A 16,338-nucleotide genomic window follows, 5' to 3' on the forward strand; every position below is an offset into this window, starting at 1 on the left:
CTTTGCTACGTTGAAAAGCAAACATCGATACACCGGCAAGCCTGACGGCGTGCAAACGGTGTGGACCCGCCACGGAGATACACATGCGTGCAATGCGCACCCTTGCCGCGCTGGCCTGTTCGCTGGTCCTGCGCGGCGTAGAGGCATCGGACAGCCGTATCAGCTTCCAGACCCCGCAAACCCTGATCGCCCAGGACATCGTCGACCTGCATACCTGGATCATGGTGATCATCATCGTGATCTTCGTCGCGGTCTTCGGCGTGATGTTCTACGCGGTATTCCGCCACCGGAAATCGCTCGGTCACAAGGCACGCCCCTTTCACGAGAACACCACCGTCGAAGTGCTGTGGACGGTGATCCCGGCACTGATCCTCGCGGTCATGGCCTGGCCGGCGGCCAAGGTCGTGCTGGCGCAGAAGGACAGCCGTGGCGCAACGATCACGATCAAGGCCACCGGCTACCAGTGGTTCTGGGGCTACGACTACGTCGACTACGGCTTCGGCTACAAGAGCAAGCTCGCCACACCGCGCAAGCAGATCGACAACACCCAGGACAAGGATCCGCACTATCTGCTCGAAGTCGACGAGCCGCTGGTAGTGCCGGTCGGCCAGAAGGTGCGCATCCTGACCACCAGCAACGACGTCATCCACTCGTGGGCGATGCCGGCCTTCGGCGTCAAGCAGGACGCCATCCCCGGCTTCATCCGCGACACCTGGTTCAAGGCCGAACGCGAAGGCACGTTCCGCGGCCAGTGTTCGGAACTCTGCGGCCAGGACCACGGCTTCATGCCCATCGTCGTCAAGGTCGTCAGCGCCGCCCAGTTCCAGGACTACGTATCGCACAAACAGGCCCAGGCCAAAGCCAACGCCGACGATCCGAACAAGATCTGGGCGATGGCCGACCTCGTTGCCCGCGGCCAGAAGGTCTACGAGGCCAACTGCCAGGCCTGCCACCAGGCCAGCGGCATGGGCAGCGGTCCGTTCCCGGCACTGGTGAACTCGAAGATCGCCACCGGTCCGGTACAGGGCCACCTGCACATCGTGCTGCACGGCAAGAACGCGATGCCGGCGTGGCAGGGGCTGTCGGATACCGAGATCGCGGCAGTGATCACCTATGAACGCAATCACTTCAACCACGTAGGCGATCTGCTGCAGCCCAAGGACGTGAAGCTCGCCCGGAAGTAGGCGCACCGTGACCCAGATGGAGAGAGTAATGACCGCCTCGACCGAAACGCTGCACCTGCAGCACGCCGACCATCAGGCGCACTCGGGTGCCCACGGCTGGCGTCGCTGGCTGTATGCGACCAACCACAAGGACATCGGCACGCTTTACCTGTGGTTCTCGTTCACGATGTTCCTGCTGGGCGGCACCATGGCGCTCGGCATCCGCGCCGAGCTGTTCCAGCCGGGACTGCAGTTCTGGCACCCGGAGTTCTTCAACCAGCTGACCACGCTGCACGGCATCATCATGGTGTTCGGCGCGATCATGCCGGCGTTCACCGGTCTGGCGAACTGGATGCTGCCGCTGATGCTCGGCGCCCCGGACATGGCGTTCGCACGGATGAACAACTGGAGCTTCTGGCTGTTGCCACCGGCCGCCGCGCTGCTGGTGATTTCGCTGTTCGTCCCCGGCGGCGCCCCCGCCGGCGGCTGGACCCTGTATCCGCCGCTGTCGATCCAGGCCGGCATGGGTATGGATCTGGCGATCTTCGCCATCCACCTGCTCGGACTGTCGTCGATCATGGGCTCGATCAACATCGTCACCACGGTGCTGAACATGCGTGCACCGGGCATGACGCTGCTGAAGATGCCGATGTTCGCCTGGACCTCGCTGGTCACCGCCTATCTGCTGATCGCCGTGGCACCGGTGCTCGCCGGCGCCGTCACGATGCTGCTGACCGACCGCCACTTCGGCACCCACTTCTTCAAGGCCGCCGGCGGTGGCGACCCTGTCCTGTTCCAGCACATCTTCTGGTTCTTCGGCCACCCCGAGGTCTACATCATGGCGCTGCCGGCATTCGGCATCGTCAGCCAGATCCTGCCGACCTTCGCGCGCAAGCCGCTGTTCGGCTACGTGTCGATGGTCTATGCGGTGTGCTCGATCGCCATCCTGTCATTCATGGTCTGGGCCCACCACATGTTCGCCGTCGGCCTGCCGGCCACCGCGCAACTGTTCTTCATGTTCATGACCATGCTGATTGCGGTGCCGACCGGAGTAAAGGTGTTCAACTGGATCGCGACGATGTGGCAAGGCGAAATGACGTTCGAAACGCCGATGCTGTTCGCGATCGGCTTCGTCTGCCTGTTCACCGTCGGCGGTTTTTCCGGCCTCGTGCTGTCGATCGCGCCGATCGACATCCAGATGACCGACACCTACTACGTCGTCGCCCATTTCCACTATGTACTGGTCGCCGGCGCGCTGTTCAGCCTGTTCGGCGCCACCTACTACTGGCTGCCGAAATGGACCGGCCACATGTACAACGAAAAGCTCGGCAAGCTGCATTTCTGGTGGTCGATGATCTGGTTCAACGTCACCTTCTTTCCGATGCACTTCCTCGGCTTGGCCGGCATGCCGCGGCGCATTCCCGACTATCCGCTGCAGTTCACCGATTTCAACAGCGTCGCCAGTGTCGGGGCGTTCTGTTTCGGCCTCGGCCAGCTGCTCTTCCTCTACAACGTCATCAATACCATCCGCGGCGGCGCAGGTCGTGCGCCGGCACGGCCATGGGAGGGCGCCCATACGCTCGAATGGGAAGTCGCTTCGCCGGCACCGCATCACACCTGGGAAACGCCGCCCGACGAAGCACTGGTGAAGAAAGGCCTGCGGGCGCAACTGCTGGATCAGGATCATGAGTAAGAACGTCCGTACCGCGCTTTGGCTTGCCGCGCTGGCGCTGGCCTTCTTCGTGGCCGTGATCGTCCGGCAGCTCATGTACGGGTTGCCGGGATGAACGCCGTCGCGCACGGCGCCAACCGTCGCACGGCGATCCGCCTCGGACTCGTCGCGCTGGCCATGTTCAGCTTCGGCTACGTGCTGGCGCCGTTCTACGACGTGCTGTGCCGGGCCATCGGTCTCGACCGGGCCCGCCCCGAATTCGCCACCGCGATTCCGACCGCATTGCGGCTCGAATTCGACACCAATGTCGCCGACGGACTGCCGGTCACGATCGACACGCTCGACCGCGTCGTCGCGGCCAAGGCAGGCAGCCTCGTCAAGGCCCGTTTCCGCATTGCGAACACTGGCGACCAGCCACTGACGATTCGCGCGATTCCGAGCTTCGCACCGGTGCGTGCCGCCGGCCTGCTGCAAAAGCTCGAGTGCTTCTGTTTCGATGCGCTCAAGCTGGCACCGCACGAAACACGCGACGTCACCGTCGTGCTGCTGGTCGCGGAAACGCTGCCCGAAGAACTCGGTGCAGCCACGCTTTCCTATACGTTGCAGCCGGCATGAAAGCGGCGATCAAGGCGGTTCTGGCCGGCTTTTTCGGTGTCCGGGGTCGCAAGGGCGCCGAGTCGGCCAAGCTCAAACCGGGCACCGTGATTGCAACGGCCCTGATCGTCGCGCTGGTGATGATCCTGTTGATTCTGCTGCTGGTCCGCGTACTGGTGGCAAGCCAAGGAGGTGGAGGATGAACGTCGAAAACGGGGTGCACGACGCGCACTATTTCGTGCCGGCGCCATCGCGCTGGCCCATCGTCGGCTCGCTGGCACTGTTCCTGATGGCATTGGGCGCAGCGTTCTGGATGAACAAGGTACCCGGTGGCAACTGGGCGCTGCTGGCCGGTGTGATCGTGCTCGCATGGATGCTGTTCGGCTGGTTCGGCGACGTCATCCGCGAATCGCAAGCGCACTCCTACGGACTGCAGGTCGACCACTCGTTCCGCTGGGGAATGAGCTGGTTCATCTTTTCCGAAGTGATGTTTTTTGCCGCCTTTTTCGGCGCGCTGTTTTACACCCGGGTGATCTCGGTGCCCGAACTCGGTTTCTTTTCGGGTACGCACGAGCTGCTGTGGCCCGGTTTTTCCGCAGACTGGCCCGCCGCGACGGCCCCGAAACTCGACGCGCCTTACCGGGCCATGGAGGCCGTCGGCATTCCGGCGACCAACACCGCGATTCTGCTCAGCTCCGGCATCACGCTGACTTGGGCGCACTGGGGCATGGTGGAAAACCGCCGGACCCAGTTGAAGCTCGGTCTGGCGTTCACCGTGCTGCTCGGAGCGATCTTCCTGTGCCTCCAGGCCTACGAATACCACCACGCTTGGGAAACGATGGGGCTGACGCTTGCCTCGGGCGCCTATGGTGCGACGTTCTACATGCTGACCGGCTTCCACGGCATGCACGTGCTGGTCGGCACGATCATGCTGGCAACGATGCTGGTCCGCGTCCTGCGCGGCCACTTCAATGCCGAGCACCACTTCGGTTTCGAAGCTGCCGCCTGGTACTGGCACTTCGTCGACGTGGTCTGGCTGCTGCTGTTCGTCTTCGTCTACTGGCTCTAGGACCGGTGGCCCCCCTTCGGATCACGCGCCATGGGGCCGCCACCAGCCGAAGTGGTAGCCGATCAACAGCAGCACGAACAGTCCGACCGACAGGGCCACGCGCCAGGTCAGAGAACGCACCAGCTTCGGCGATCCGGCCGGACCGCGGACCAGCTGCAGCATGGCACGACCCAGCACCAGCAGGATGACGAGCAACAGCACGATGGCAACGACCTTCATGAACTCTCCGGCGCACGCAACGCAATCCACTGACGTTAGCACACGACGTCACAGTGCGGCGCTGCTCGTCCTTGGCGCACTGGTCCTGCTGACTCTGGCGCTGGGCATCTGGCAGTGCCGGCGCGGACTGGCCAAGCAGCAACTGGCCAGCGCCGTCGCCGAAGCACGTCAGCAACCGATCGGAACCTGGCCAGCGGCGGCGGTCCCCTCACCCGGAACGCGGACCCTGTTGGCCGGTCATTGGCTGCCGGCCCTGACCTTCACGGTGACGCCGCGCCCGCGGAACGGACAGGCCGGCGCCGAAGTGGTCACACCGTTCCGGCTCGCCGATGGCCGGACCCTGCTCGTCAATCGCGGCTGGCAGGCCGAGGGCCGGGCGCTTCCGGTCCGGCTGCCGGCAGCACCGGTGGTCGAGGTCGCCGACTGGCCGCGTTTCATCACGCTCGGCCCGACACCGCCCGAGGGGAACCGCTTCCAGCATGTCGACGCAGAGGCCTACGCGCACTGGGCTGGGAGTGACAGGCCGGTCGGTTACGCCTATGCGGTCGCATCAGACGGGCTGGTGGTCGACATTCCGCAGCCTTATCTCAATGCCGAACGGCATTTCGCCTACATGGCCAGCTGGTGGGGCATGACGCTGGCCGGGGCCGCACTGTGGTGGCGCTTTCGAAAGGGGATCCGATGAAGCCGAACCGTCAACGGCACGGACGCCGTGTCTTGCTGGCCCTGCTCGCCATGAGCGCACTGCCCATCGTCGCGGCCCAGCTCGTTTACGACCATTGGCGCCCCGCCGGCGGGGAGAGTTTCGGCGAACTGATCGCCAGCCCGGTCACCGGCAATGCCGCACGCTGGCGGCTTGCCGCCGTTGGCGCCGACGGTTGCGGTGCGCGGACACGCTCGCTGCTGTTCTCGGCTGGCCAACTCCAGCGCGCGCAGGGCGAAGCCGCGACCCGAATCGAGACCGCAACCACTGCGCCGTGCGCATCGACAATCACGCTCGGCGACCACCCGCTGCTGACCGAGGCCGGCCTGTACCTGATCGATCCGAACGGCAACGCCGTCTTGCGTTACCGGCCCGAGCAACTGGCCGATGCCGTCGGCCGGAAGCGCGCGCTGCAGGAAATCGGCAAGCTGCTCAAGCAGAACCGCGGTCTCGGAGGGAAGGACGCATGGCAAAGCACCTGAATTTCACCCGTGCGCTGCTGCTCTTGAGCCTGGCGTGGACGCTGGCCCTGGTCATGCTGGGCGCCTGGGTCCGGCTGCACGACGCCGGGCTGGGCTGCCCAGACTGGCCCGGTTGCTACGGTCGTCTCACGCCGCCGGAGGCTGCGCATGAAATTGCCCATGCCGAGCGCCATTTCGGTGGCGACGTCGATCCGGACAAGGGCTGGAAGGAAATGATTCACCGCTACGCCGTTGGCGGTTACGGTCTGCTGCTGCTGCTGACCTGTGTGCAACTGTGGCGCCAGCGCCGCCGGTACGCGCTGCCGGTCTGGCTGGTGCTTGCACCGCTCGCCATTCTGGTCTTCCAGGCGCTGCTCGGCATGTGGACCGTCACGCTCAAGCTGATGCCCGTCGTCGTGACCACCCATCTGCTCGGCGGGATGAGCCTGATTGCATTGCTGGCCGCACTGGCTGCACGCACCACCCTGCCGGCACTGCCAACCCGCCGCGGACTCACCGCGCTAGCCGGACTGACCCTGCTGCTCTGCATCGGCCAGATCGCGCTGGGCGGCTGGGTCTCCACCAACTATGCGGCACTGGCCTGCGACGGTTTTCCCGCGTGCAGGGGCGGTTTCTCGCCACCGCCGGGTCTGCTCGAAGCGCTCCGGCCGGATCGCGCACTGGGGTTGACCGCCGACGGGACAGCGCTGAGCATCGATCACCTTGCCGCCATCCACTGGCTGCACCGGCTCGGCGCACTGCTGCTGAGTCTGGCCGTCGGGCTGACCGTCTGGCGCGCCTGGCCAGTGGCACCGAAGCACGCCGCACTGCTGATGGCCACGCTGTTGCTGCAAGCCGCACTGGGCATCGCCAACGTCGAACTCGGCCTGCCGCTGCCGCTGGCTGTCGCCCACAACGGCGGCGCAGCACTGTTGTTGAGCGTACTGACCACCCTTGTCGTTCGTTGCCGTCAGGAGACCCGCCATGTTGAGCCGCTCGCTCACCTTTCCTTCGCTCGCTGATTTCTGGCAACTCGGCAAACCGCGCGTCGTTGCCCTGATCGTTTTCTGCGCCGCCGTCGGTATCCTGCTGGCCGCACCGCCACCGGCTGACTGGCCGCGCCTGTTGCTGGCGCTCTGCGGCATCGGCTTGGTCGCGATGGGCGCAGCCGCAGCCAACTGCCTGTTCGAACGTGATCGTGACGCGGTCATGCGGCGTACCGCGGCCCGTCCGCTGGTGCGGGGGCGGCTGGGCCAGTTCGAGGCCGCCGGCTACGCCGCAGCGCTGACGGTCGGCGGCCTCTGGCTGCTGCTGCAGTTTGCCAACCCGCTGGCGACCGGACTGACGCTGGCGACATTCTTCGGCTATGCGGTGGTCTACACACGCTGGCTCAAGCCGGCGACGCCGCAGAACATCGTCATCGGCGGCGCAGCCGGTGCGATGCCGCCGGTACTGGGCTGGGCAGCAGTCAGCGGGACGATTCCGGCCGAAGCAGCCGTGCTGTTCCTGATCATCTACACGTGGACGCCACCGCATTTCTGGGCGCTGGCGCTGTACCGGCGCGACGACTACGCGCGCGCCGGACTGCCGATGCTGCCGGTCACGCACGGCGCGGCCTTCACACGCCTGTCCATCCTGCTTTATTCATTGATGCTGTTCGCAGTCACGCTGCTGCCGTTCGTGATCCGGTTGTCCGGCTGGCTCTATCTGGCTGCGGCGCTCTGGCTCAACGCCGGTTTTGCGCTGCGCGCCTGGCGCTTGTATCGCGCGGACGACGCACAAGGCGATGCACTGGCCCGCGGCCTGTTCCGCTTCTCGATCGCCTACCTCACCTGGCTGTTCGCCGCACTGCTCGCCGATCGGGTCGTGCAATGGCTCTGGTGAGCAATCCGCAATAAAAAAAGCGCCCTGCCCGGGCGCTTTTTTTCACCTGCCAACCCCGATCAGACCGTCCAGTCGACGACGCCGGTGTACCAGGTTGCAAGCACGATCAGGCCGAACGCGATCCGGTACCAGGCGAACGGAATGAAGGTATGCGTCGAAATGAAGCGCAGCAGCGCACGAACCGCGATGAATGCGAACACGAACGCGGCGAAGAAGCCCACGGCAAACACGCCGAAATCGGCCATTTCCAGCGCGTGGCGGTACTTGAGCAGGCTGTAGATCGACGCCGCACCCAGCGTTGGAATACCGAGGAAGAACGAGAACTCGGTTGCCGCCTTGCGCGACAGGCCGAGGAACAGCCCGCCGATGATCGTCGCACCGGAACGGCTGGTCCCCGGAATCAGGGCCAGGCACTGGGCAAAACCGACAATCAGCGCATCCTTCAGGCTCAGCTCGTCGACCGTTTGTACCCGCACCGTGTGCTGACGCTTCTCGGCCCACAGGATGATCAGGCCGCCGACGATGAAGGCCGTCGCAACCGGAATCGGCGCGAACAGGTGCGCCTTGATCGTCTTGTTCAGCAGCAGCCCGATGATCGCCGCCGGAATGAAGCCGATCACGACGGCCAGCGCCAGATTCCGCGCCGCGCCGGGGCGCACTGCGCCGCTCAGCGTTTCGCCGATCTTGGCACGGTACTCCCAGACCACCGCGAGCATCGCACCGAGCTGGATGAAGATTTCGTAAACGTCGCGCTTGTCCTTGGCGAGGAAGTTCAGCAGGTCCCCGGTCAGGATCAGGTGGCCGGTACTCGAAATCGGCAGGAACTCGGTGATCCCTTCGACGGCGCCCATGATCAGCGATTTGAGCAGCAGAACGATGTCCATACGGTGGCAATGCCCTTGTGTGCAGGTCGGCAAGAGCGCGCATTATAGCTATCGCAGGTTTAACGAGGGATTAACGGACGGCGTCGACAGCACGCGCCGCCTGTCGGTCGCAAACAATTTTTCCGTCATGCCGGGAACTAGACGCGCCGGCGGGGCTCTGATCCACTATGCGATGGACGTCTAGCGACGACGCGCATTTTGCTCATCTCCTCCCTGATATCGGGCGCCGCGACCAAGGCGCCCGTTTTTTTTTGCCCGCTTCCGGTATGGCGCCGACAATCAGCGACGGACGAATTCAGCGCGTCTTGCGCTGCTGCTGGTGCGCCACCAGCGTCGCCACCGCATCACGGAGTGGCCCGGCGTCCAGCGTATCGGCCAGCTGTTCGAATGCCGCACAGGCCGAATCAGAAAGCCGCAAGTCCTTGTTGATTCTCGATTTTTCCTGCTGCAGCGCAACTTGCACCCGCGGACGGATTGCGCTAGCTTGCCATCCCGCAGCGTTCAGCGCGTCACGCAGCTGCGGCGCCGCAACACGCAAGCGCGCAGCAGCGGCCGACGAGCGCACGCCGACCAGCAGCACCTGCTCCGGCCCCCAGGCCACCGACACGCACGACGACGCCAGTTCCTGCGGCACGTGCCGCCGGACGGCGTCGAGCAGATGATTGAGCTCGCTGACCCGCGCGGCCAGGCGCAACAGCTCGCGGTCATTGCCGACAAAGCCCGAATGGCCGAACAAAGACATACCGGACTCCGGATTCAGGGGACATATGAATATTATTCTGGTTTCCAGCCGCTTCGCGAGGGCAATTTCGCTCGGTCCGGCCGCCATGGTGCTTACCCTGCTCGGCATGCTCGGCCTCGGCCTGGCCGCCGGTGCAGGGATGACGCTGCTGGCCCGCAGCGAACGAATCGAACCGCGCTGGCCCCTGGCCCGGCCGGTCCACGCCAATGTCGACGCGCTGGCCGTGCGGCTGGGCGAGCTGCAGGCCAAACTGACGCGGCTCGACGGCCTCGCCAAGCAGCTCGGCAGTCGCACCGGCATCGACGTCTCACCGTTCCTGTCCGACAAACCGGCGCCACGTGGCGGGCTGGCCCAGTCCGGCCGCGCCCTCGACGCCGGCGAGCTTGCCCGTCTGCTCGGCGACAGCGACACCCGTGCCGACGCCTACCTCGACCAGTTCTCGCTGGCGCAACTCCGGCTGGCCGCACCGGCCGGCGACACGCTGCCGACACGGGCGCCGATGGAGAGCGGCCTGCAGTCGTCGAGCTTCGGCTGGCGCCTCGATCCGTTCACCGGGAGACAGACTTTCCACGAAGGCATCGACTTCGTCGGCCCGATCGGTACGCCCATCCGGGCGGCCGCGGCCGGCAAGGTCGCCTACGCGGCGGCCCACCCCCAGTATGGTAATATGGTCGAGCTTGATCACGGCTACGGCCTGACCAGCCGCTATGCCCACGCCAGCCGCCTTCTCGTGCAGCCCGGTGACAGCGTGACGGCCGGCCAGACGATCGCCTTGCTGGGGAGTACCGGGCGCTCCACCGGTCCCCATCTGCATTTCGAGATCCGCTACAAGCAGATTGCACAGAATCCCTTGCGTTTTGTCAGTACGACGCAAGATGTGCTCGCAAGTAGTACCGCATCAAGCGACTAGGGATGGATAAACTGCGGCATCGTCCCCACAATTGGGCGAAGCCTTAAACGACGCAGACGGCGGATGGGGTAACCTGTCCGCCGTTCTCGTAACAAAATCACGCCCGCGTGCGCCGCAAGGCTCGCAGCGGAACAGCTGGTAGCAGGAAAATGATCTCCACATTGTTGAAAAAAGTCTTCGGTAGCCGCAACGACCGCCTGTTGAAACAGTACGGCGCCATCGTCCGGCAGATCAACGCGCTCGAAGCGCAAACGCAGGCGCTGTCGGACGACGCGCTGCGGGCCAAAACCGAGGAATTCAAGCAACGCTACCAGAACGGCGAAAAGCTCGACGCGCTGCTGCCCGAAGCCTTTGCCGTCTGCCGCGAAGGCGCCAAACGCTCGCTCGGCATGCGTCACTTCGACGTGCAGCTGATCGGCGGCCTGACGCTGCATCAGGGCAAGATTTCCGAAATGCGGACCGGCGAAGGCAAGACGCTGGTCGCCACGCTGCCGGCCTACCTGAACGCGATCACCGGCCAGGGCGTGCACGTCATCACCGTCAACGACTACCTGGCACAGCGCGACGCCGGCATCATGGGTCAGCTGTACAACTTCCTCGGCCTCTCCTGCGGCGTCAACCTCGGCCAGATGCCGCACGATGCCAAGCAGCAGGCCTATGCCTGCGACATTACCTACGGCACCAACAACGAATTCGGCTTCGACTACCTGCGCGACAACATGGTGTTCGCCGCGAGCGAACGCGTGCAGCGCAAGCTCAGCTACGCGATCGTCGACGAAGTCGACTCGATCCTGATCGACGAGGCACGGACGCCGCTGATCATTTCCGGCCCGGCCGACGACAGCATCGACATGTACACGGCGATGAATACCGTACCGCCGAAGCTGGTCAAGCAGGAAACCGAAGAAGGCGAAGGCGACTACTGGGTCGACGAAAAGGCCAACTCGGTGCTGCTGTCCGAAGCCGGCCACGAGAAGGTCGAACAGATCCTCACCGAAATGGGCCTGCTGCCGGAGGGCGACAGCCTGTACGCGGCACAGCACATCAGCCTGATGCACCACCTGTACGCGGCACTGCGCGCGCACACGCTGTTCCACCTCGACCAGCATTACGTCGTGCTCGACGGCGAGATCGTCATCGTCGACGAGTTCACCGGCCGGCTGATGTCGGGCCGCCGCTGGTCCGAAGGCCTGCACCAGGCCGTCGAAGCCAAGGAAGGCGTCGAGATCCAGCAGGAAAACCAGACGCTGGCGACGATCACGCTGCAGAACTACTTCCGCATGTACGAGAAGCTCTCGGGCATGACCGGTACCGCCGACACCGAGGCGTACGAGTTCCAGCAGATCTACGGTCTCGAAACCGTGATCATCCCGACCAACAAGCCCATGGTGCGCGACGACCGTCAGGACCAGGTCTACAAGACCGCCGACGAAAAGCACAACGCGATCATCGCCGACATCAAGGACTGCGTATCGCGCGGCCAGCCGGTGCTGGTCGGCACCACCTCGATCGAACAGTCCGAACTGCTGTCGGGCATCCTGAAGAACGACGGCATCGCTCACAACGTGCTGAACGCCAAGCAGCATGCCCGTGAAGCCGACATCGTCGCCCAGGCCGGCGCAGCCGGTGTCGTGACGATCGCGACCAACATGGCCGGCCGCGGTACCGACATCGTGCTCGGCGGCAACATCGAACGTGACATCAAGGACATCGAACACGACGAATCGCTCGACGAGACCGCCAAGGCAGCCAGGGTCGCCGCGCTCAAGGCCGAATGGCAGCAGCGCCACGATGCCGTGCTCGCAGCCGGCGGCCTGCACATCATCGGCTCCGAACGCCATGAATCGCGCCGGATCGACAACCAGCTGCGCGGCCGTGCCGGCCGCCAGGGCGATCCGGGTTCGAGCCGCTTCTACCTGTCGCTGGAAGATCCGCTGCTGCGCATCTTCGCCGGCGACCGCGTCGCCATGGTGATGGAGCGTTTGAAGCTGCCGGAAGGCGAACCGATCGAGGCCGGCATCGTCTCGCGGGCGATCGAATCGGCACAGCGCAAGGTCGAAGGCCGCAACTACGACATCCGCAAGCAGCTGCTCGAATACGACGACGTCTCGAACGAACAGCGCAAGGCGATCTACGCGCAGCGCAACGAGCTGCTCGAATCGACCGACATCTCGGCGACGATTGCCGCGATGCGCGACAGCTTCTTCGACGATCTGGTCGCCCAGTACATCCCGCATCAGGCGATGGAAGAGCAGTGGGACATCGCCGGGCTGGAGAAGGCGCTGGGCGAGTACAGCCTGAGCGCGCCGGTCGGCGACTGGCTCAAGGCCGACAGCACCCTCGACGACGTCGGCGTGAAGGCCCGCGTGCAGGAGCTGGCCCGCAGTACGTACGACGCCAAGGTTGCCGAAGCCGGTGGCGACACCTTCCGCCAGTTCGAGCGCTCGGTCCTGCTGCAGCACCTCGACCACAACTGGCGCGAGCACCTGTCGGGACTCGACCACCTGCGTCAGGGCATCCATCTGCGCGGTTACGCACAGAAGAACCCGAAACAGGAATACAAGCGCGAAGCGTTCGAGTTGTTCTCGGACCTGCTGGCGCGGATCAAGCGCGACGTCGTGCAGATCGTCATGAACGTCGAAGTCCGCAGCCAGGCCGATGTCGACGCCGTTGCCCCGCAGGCGCTGCCGGAGTCGGCACTGCAGTTCCAGCATGCCGACATCGAGGCCCTGCTGGCCAGCGGCGACGAGGACCAGATCAAGGCCGCAATTGCGGCGATGACGGCGCAGGCGCCGACCGACGTCAGGTACGCCGGCGTCAGCCGCAACGACCCTTGCCCCTGCGGTTCGGGCAAGAAATTCAAGCACTGCCACGGCCAGCTGTCGTAAGCCGGCGGGCAGCTTGACGCTGCCCGGCCGCCTTGGCTAATCTGATCGGCGATTGGGCCGATAGCTCAGCTGGGAGAGCGCCGCGTTCGCAATGCGGAGGTCGTGAGTTCGATCCTCATTCGGTCCACCAATAAAAAGCCAGACTTTCGTCTGGCTTTTTCATTTGCCCGGCGCTCAGGTCTTGGGCTGCTTGCGGAACACGCGGCGCAGCACGACGATCAGTACCAGCAAGGCACCGGCACCGAGGGCAATCCGGCCCGGTGTCAGCCAGCGCTGCCACCAGGGTTGCAGCTGTGCGGCATCGCTCTCGGCGGCCGCGTGGCTGTCGACCTGCAGGATCAATCCCGCATCGCCGATCACTGCCACGTCGCCGCGAGTCAGCCGGTAGGCCTGCTCTGGCGCAGGCGGCGTCTTGCCGATGTTGCGGTAGACGATGCCCAGGAAATCATCCTTCTTCGCCACCTCGACCACGGCCAGATGGTCGAGCGTCGCTATGTCCAGCACCGGCGAGCGGTCCTTGCCGTTGATGACCAGATGGCCGTTCGCCACCGACGTCAGCTCGGTCCCCTCGACCGGCACGTCCATCGCCAGGAAGGGCGCAGAGAACTTCGGCGCCTGACCGCTCGGCACGACCTGCAGCTGCGCCTGCTGTGCCGACATCCCCGCTGCGCCGGCGACGCGGATCAGCTGTTGCAGCTGCAGCGGAGCAGCATCGAGCCAGGCGGCAGGCACCGCAACCTGCTGCCGCGTGCCGAACCCCGCCGTTACACCGACGAAGTCGGCTGCCGGCCTGCCCTTGGCCAGACGCAGATAGCTGCCGGGCAGAATGCTCACCGGATAGCCGATCGGCTGGTCATGGCAGCGCAGCTGCGTCGGCTGGCGCAGGAAGCTGACCTTGACCTCGTTGCGCGCCGCCAGCACGTGACGCGGGATTTCCGCCCGGATCCATTGCGGCTTGCCGTCGGGGTTGAGGTTCGCCGAACCGATCAGGAAGTCGTTGAGGAAAATCGACGCGACCGGTGCTTCGCCGGCAACGTTCGGCGCCGCGGTGACGTTGATGCCAACCTCGACCGGCAGCCGGTTGTTGCCTGCGACCACCCCCAGATCGAACAGCACGCTGCGGTCGCTGCGGCCGAACACGTCCACGGTGCCGGCCAGCGTCCCGAAGCGGTTCAACAGCACCATGTCCGCATCGGGAACCGGCTCCGAGGCCGCGCGCACGTTCAGCGCCTTGGCGACCGCGACACTGCGCCACTGCGTGGCAAACAGGCCCGCGGCCTGAGCCCCGCTCCCCTGCTCGACCACGATCGCCAGATTGCTACCCAGACTCGCCAGCCGGATCGACGGTCCCTGCGCCAGCGGCACCACCTGCGCGCGCCAAGTCGCGTAGGCATCCGCCGCATCGGGGGCGACGGCCTTCACCTGCTGGCCCAGGGCGTCGAATGCGGCCTGGACCCGCCGGACCAGCGTGTCGTCACGCACAACGACATCGGCGGCCAGCGGGCCGGCGCTGCCCAAAGCCAGCAATGCGCCCAGTTCGGCATCGCTCCCCAGCCGGTACGGCCCGTCCCGTTTGGCCAGCGCGGCAAAGGCCGGGATACCGAGCAGACGTTCGGGGACGACCAGCTTCCCCAGATCGATCGTTTCGCCAATGGCCGGCAGCGCGCGAATCTTCACCCGCTTGCCGCCCTGTTCCAGCGCCAGCCCCAACCGCCATGCCGTATCGAATGCCGGCTGCGACAGCTTGTTCTGGCTGACCAGCAGCGTCGGCGCCAGCGGCAATGCCGTCCATGCCGTCGCCAGATCGCGCACACCGCGCGGATCGAAGCTGTAGCTCAGCGCCGAATCCGGTGTAACGCGCAGGACATTGCCCGGAGCACGCTGGTCGGCGCACTCCAGATCCGACAGCACCGACGACCAGGCCAGATCGACCCGCACGAAGCCGTTGCTGCGCGGAGCGCCGTTGATGGCCAGTTGCTGGGTGAGATCGCCGCGATCGTCGACCAGACGGTTCGACAGCAGCGGATCGCCATCGGCGCTCAACAGCAGCGACGATCGGCCGCCGTTGCCACGCAGGTAGTTCGCATTGAACTGCAGCGTGGCATTGCGGACTTCCACCGATGCCGGAACCGGCAGGTAGAGGTTGCGCTGGCTGTCGGCACTGAGGATCAGCGGCGAGGTAATGCCGAGATCCGCCAGGGTGATCCGGCGGACGACGTTCGGCTCGCTGCTCCAGCGGGCAAACTGCTCGGCCACCGGGCTGGCGGCGTTGGCCGCGGGCAAGGCGCAAGCCAGGGCAAACGCGAGCGCGGAGAGGGTCAGGGGATGCTTGTTCATGGACGGCGCTTCTGCAAAAGGTCAGCGGCGTGCCGCAAGGACGGCAGCCAACGGGTGCGGACAGTGCGCAGCGGTGCATTCCGAAACCGGGATGCCGCACAGGCAGAGCCGCAGCGGTTGTGCAGCAAAACGGCGTATCGAGCGGGTTTGGCCAGCGGCCACGTCGCATCGCTTACTGAATTCACCGTTTTCTGAAAGCTAATACAGCTTACAAGCCAAACCAACAAAAAACATCAGGAAAGCCCGTATTCACGAAGAATCGGCGGCAGCGGCCATGCCGCTCACCCGCCCGTTTGCCTGCAGTGGAACGAGCGTGGCGAAACTCGCGTTTTTCTACGCCAGATCAAAGCGGCGCGGTCGCGACACTGGTAGCCTTGCCGCAGTCTGGCCGAACGCACGCCCGCCAGAGGCAGTGCTCGACCCGATTGCCCGATGATGACTAGGAGTGATTCCATGCCCCGCGGTACCAAGATCGTCGCCACCCTCGGCCCCGCCTCGACCGACCCGGCCGTCCTCGAACAGCTGATCCGGGCCGGCGCCAACACCGTCCGCGCCATCGCCGACAAGCTCGGCGTCGCCGTCGCCGTCCTCGCCGACCTGCAGGGCCCGAAAATCCGCATCGGCAAGTTCGAGAAGAACAAGATCGAGCTGAAGAAGGGCACCCCCTTCATCCTCGACGCCGCCTGCGAACTCGGCAACGCCGAACGCGTCGGCCTCGACTACAAGGAACTGCCCAACGATGTCGAACCGGGCGCGATCCTGCTGCTCGGCGACGGCGAGATCCAGCTCGAAGTCAACGCGGTCAAGGGCAC

General features: G+C 65.2%; 17 protein-coding genes and 1 tRNA gene. 14 read left to right on the plus strand and 4 right to left on the minus strand.

Annotated features, from left to right (window positions below; translation table 11 throughout):
* Window positions 1-83 precede the first annotated feature (83 nt).
* From coxB to IE097_RS16665, 6 genes are read left to right on the plus strand one after another with little or no spacing between them, the layout of a single operon-like run.
* Window positions 84-1,184 (plus strand): cytochrome c oxidase subunit II, encoded by a 1,101-nt coding sequence (coxB, locus tag IE097_RS16645; protein WP_229797635.1) that lies wholly within the window; start codon window positions 84-86, stop codon window positions 1,182-1,184.
* A gap of 28 nt (window positions 1,185-1,212) precedes the next feature.
* Entirely contained in the window at window positions 1,213-2,856 is a 1,644-nt protein-coding gene (gene ctaD, locus IE097_RS16650; protein WP_189461987.1) for a cytochrome c oxidase subunit I, read from the plus strand.
* Window positions 2,849-2,950: a cytochrome oxidase small assembly protein gene (locus IE097_RS19415; RefSeq protein WP_229797636.1), complete on the plus strand. Its 102-nt coding sequence runs from the start codon at window positions 2,849-2,851 to the stop codon at window positions 2,948-2,950. Before ctaD ends, IE097_RS19415 begins: the two co-directional genes overlap by 8 nt.
* Window positions 2,947-3,450, plus strand: coding sequence for a cytochrome c oxidase assembly protein (locus IE097_RS16655; RefSeq protein WP_189461988.1), 504 nt, complete (start codon window positions 2,947-2,949; stop codon window positions 3,448-3,450). Before IE097_RS19415 ends, IE097_RS16655 begins: the two co-directional genes overlap by 4 nt.
* Complete coding sequence (locus IE097_RS16660; protein ID WP_189461989.1) at window positions 3,447-3,632, plus strand: DUF2970 domain-containing protein; 186 nt, start codon at window positions 3,447-3,449, stop codon at window positions 3,630-3,632. The genes IE097_RS16655 and IE097_RS16660 overlap by 4 nt, the downstream gene beginning before the upstream one ends.
* Window positions 3,629-4,498: a cytochrome c oxidase subunit 3 gene (locus IE097_RS16665; RefSeq protein ID WP_189461990.1), complete on the plus strand. Its 870-nt coding sequence runs from the start codon at window positions 3,629-3,631 to the stop codon at window positions 4,496-4,498. Before IE097_RS16660 ends, IE097_RS16665 begins: the two co-directional genes overlap by 4 nt.
* A 21-nt stretch (window positions 4,499-4,519) precedes the next feature.
* Here IE097_RS16665 and IE097_RS16670 read toward each other — a convergent pair whose 3' ends face one another.
* Window positions 4,520-4,717: a DUF2909 domain-containing protein gene (locus IE097_RS16670; RefSeq protein ID WP_189461991.1), complete on the minus strand. Its 198-nt coding sequence runs from the start codon at window positions 4,715-4,717 to the stop codon at window positions 4,520-4,522.
* Between IE097_RS16670 and IE097_RS16675 the strand changes: the two genes are divergently transcribed.
* From IE097_RS16675 to cyoE, 4 genes are read left to right on the plus strand one after another with little or no spacing between them, the layout of a single operon-like run.
* A complete protein-coding gene (locus tag IE097_RS16675; RefSeq protein WP_189461992.1) occupies window positions 4,701-5,402 on the plus strand; it encodes an SURF1 family protein in 702 nt (233 codons plus the stop codon). The genes IE097_RS16670 and IE097_RS16675 overlap by 17 nt on opposite strands.
* Window positions 5,399-5,902: a hypothetical protein gene (locus IE097_RS16680; protein ID WP_189461993.1), complete on the plus strand. Its 504-nt coding sequence runs from the start codon at window positions 5,399-5,401 to the stop codon at window positions 5,900-5,902. Before IE097_RS16675 ends, IE097_RS16680 begins: the two co-directional genes overlap by 4 nt.
* Window positions 5,887-6,903, plus strand: a complete 1,017-nt coding sequence (locus tag IE097_RS16685; RefSeq protein ID WP_189461994.1) for a COX15/CtaA family protein — start codon at window positions 5,887-5,889, stop codon at window positions 6,901-6,903. The genes IE097_RS16680 and IE097_RS16685 overlap by 16 nt, the downstream gene beginning before the upstream one ends.
* Window positions 6,866-7,765, plus strand: coding sequence for a heme o synthase (gene cyoE, locus IE097_RS16690; RefSeq protein WP_189461995.1), 900 nt, complete (start codon window positions 6,866-6,868; stop codon window positions 7,763-7,765). Before IE097_RS16685 ends, cyoE begins: the two co-directional genes overlap by 38 nt.
* Before the next feature lie 59 nt (window positions 7,766-7,824).
* Here cyoE and IE097_RS16695 read toward each other — a convergent pair whose 3' ends face one another.
* On the minus strand, window positions 7,825-8,649 hold the full coding sequence (locus IE097_RS16695; protein ID WP_189461996.1) for an undecaprenyl-diphosphate phosphatase: 825 nt from the start codon (window positions 8,647-8,649) through the stop codon (window positions 7,825-7,827).
* A gap of 295 nt (window positions 8,650-8,944) precedes the next feature.
* The gene (locus IE097_RS16700) at window positions 8,945-9,391 is read right to left on the minus strand and encodes a DciA family protein (protein WP_189461997.1); all 447 of its coding nucleotides are present in this window, start codon (window positions 9,389-9,391) and stop codon (window positions 8,945-8,947) included.
* Window positions 9,392-9,416: 25 nt separating this feature from the next.
* On the opposite strand from IE097_RS16700, the gene IE097_RS16705 reads away from it, so the two are divergent.
* The 3 genes from IE097_RS16705 to IE097_RS16715 all read left to right on the plus strand — a co-directional run bounded on the left by IE097_RS16705 (window position 9,417) and on the right by IE097_RS16715 (window position 13,319).
* Window positions 9,417-10,301 carry a M23 family metallopeptidase gene (locus IE097_RS16705; RefSeq protein WP_189461998.1) on the plus strand — a complete coding sequence of 295 codons (885 nt, stop codon included), beginning with the start codon at window positions 9,417-9,419 and terminating at the stop codon, window positions 10,299-10,301.
* A 149-nt stretch (window positions 10,302-10,450) separates the two neighbouring features.
* Entirely contained in the window at window positions 10,451-13,189 is a 2,739-nt protein-coding gene (gene secA, locus IE097_RS16710) for a preprotein translocase subunit SecA (protein WP_189461999.1), read from the plus strand.
* 54 nt (window positions 13,190-13,243) lie between these two features.
* Window positions 13,244-13,319: transfer RNA gene (locus IE097_RS16715), tRNA-Ala, on the plus strand.
* Between the two features lie 44 nt (window positions 13,320-13,363).
* Here IE097_RS16715 and IE097_RS16720 read toward each other — a convergent pair.
* Window positions 13,364-15,526, minus strand: a complete 2,163-nt coding sequence (locus IE097_RS16720) for a hypothetical protein (protein ID WP_189462000.1) — start codon at window positions 15,524-15,526, stop codon at window positions 13,364-13,366.
* A 453-nt stretch (window positions 15,527-15,979) separates the two neighbouring features.
* Here IE097_RS16720 and IE097_RS16725 point away from each other — a divergent pair.
* Window positions 15,980-16,338, plus strand: a 359-nt coding sequence (locus IE097_RS16725; protein WP_229797637.1) for a pyruvate kinase, incomplete at its 3' end; no start/stop codon positions are given.

Source organism: Jeongeupia chitinilytica, assembly GCF_014652315.1.
Taxonomy (GTDB): Bacteria; Pseudomonadota; Gammaproteobacteria; order Burkholderiales; family Chitinibacteraceae; genus Jeongeupia; species Jeongeupia chitinilytica.

Excerpts from the sequence above, each read along its gene's own strand:
- coxB (WP_229797635.1), top strand. The coding sequence starts at position 84 with ATGCGTGCAATGCGCACCCTTGCCGCGCTGGCCTGTTCGCTGGTCCTG.
- ctaD (WP_189461987.1), top strand. The coding sequence starts at position 1,213 with ATGACCGCCTCGACCGAAACGCTGCACCTGCAGCACGCCGACCATCAG.
- IE097_RS19415 (WP_229797636.1), top strand. The coding sequence starts at position 2,849 with ATGAGTAAGAACGTCCGTACCGCGCTTTGGCTTGCCGCGCTGGCGCTG.
- IE097_RS16655 (WP_189461988.1), top strand. The coding sequence starts at position 2,947 with ATGAACGCCGTCGCGCACGGCGCCAACCGTCGCACGGCGATCCGCCTC.
- IE097_RS16660 (WP_189461989.1), top strand. The coding sequence starts at position 3,447 with ATGAAAGCGGCGATCAAGGCGGTTCTGGCCGGCTTTTTCGGTGTCCGG.
- IE097_RS16665 (WP_189461990.1), top strand. The coding sequence starts at position 3,629 with ATGAACGTCGAAAACGGGGTGCACGACGCGCACTATTTCGTGCCGGCG.
- IE097_RS16675 (WP_189461992.1), top strand. The coding sequence starts at position 4,701 with ATGGCAACGACCTTCATGAACTCTCCGGCGCACGCAACGCAATCCACT.
- IE097_RS16670 (WP_189461991.1), bottom strand. The coding sequence starts at position 4,717 with ATGAAGGTCGTTGCCATCGTGCTGTTGCTCGTCATCCTGCTGGTGCTG.
- IE097_RS16680 (WP_189461993.1), top strand. The coding sequence starts at position 5,399 with ATGAAGCCGAACCGTCAACGGCACGGACGCCGTGTCTTGCTGGCCCTG.
- IE097_RS16685 (WP_189461994.1), top strand. The coding sequence starts at position 5,887 with ATGGCAAAGCACCTGAATTTCACCCGTGCGCTGCTGCTCTTGAGCCTG.
- cyoE (WP_189461995.1), top strand. The coding sequence starts at position 6,866 with ATGTTGAGCCGCTCGCTCACCTTTCCTTCGCTCGCTGATTTCTGGCAA.
- IE097_RS16695 (WP_189461996.1), bottom strand. The coding sequence starts at position 8,649 with ATGGACATCGTTCTGCTGCTCAAATCGCTGATCATGGGCGCCGTCGAA.
- IE097_RS16700 (WP_189461997.1), bottom strand. The coding sequence starts at position 9,391 with ATGTCTTTGTTCGGCCATTCGGGCTTTGTCGGCAATGACCGCGAGCTG.
- IE097_RS16705 (WP_189461998.1), top strand. The coding sequence starts at position 9,417 with ATGAATATTATTCTGGTTTCCAGCCGCTTCGCGAGGGCAATTTCGCTC.
- secA (WP_189461999.1), top strand. The coding sequence starts at position 10,451 with ATGATCTCCACATTGTTGAAAAAAGTCTTCGGTAGCCGCAACGACCGC.
- IE097_RS16720 (WP_189462000.1), bottom strand. The coding sequence starts at position 15,526 with ATGAACAAGCATCCCCTGACCCTCTCCGCGCTCGCGTTTGCCCTGGCT.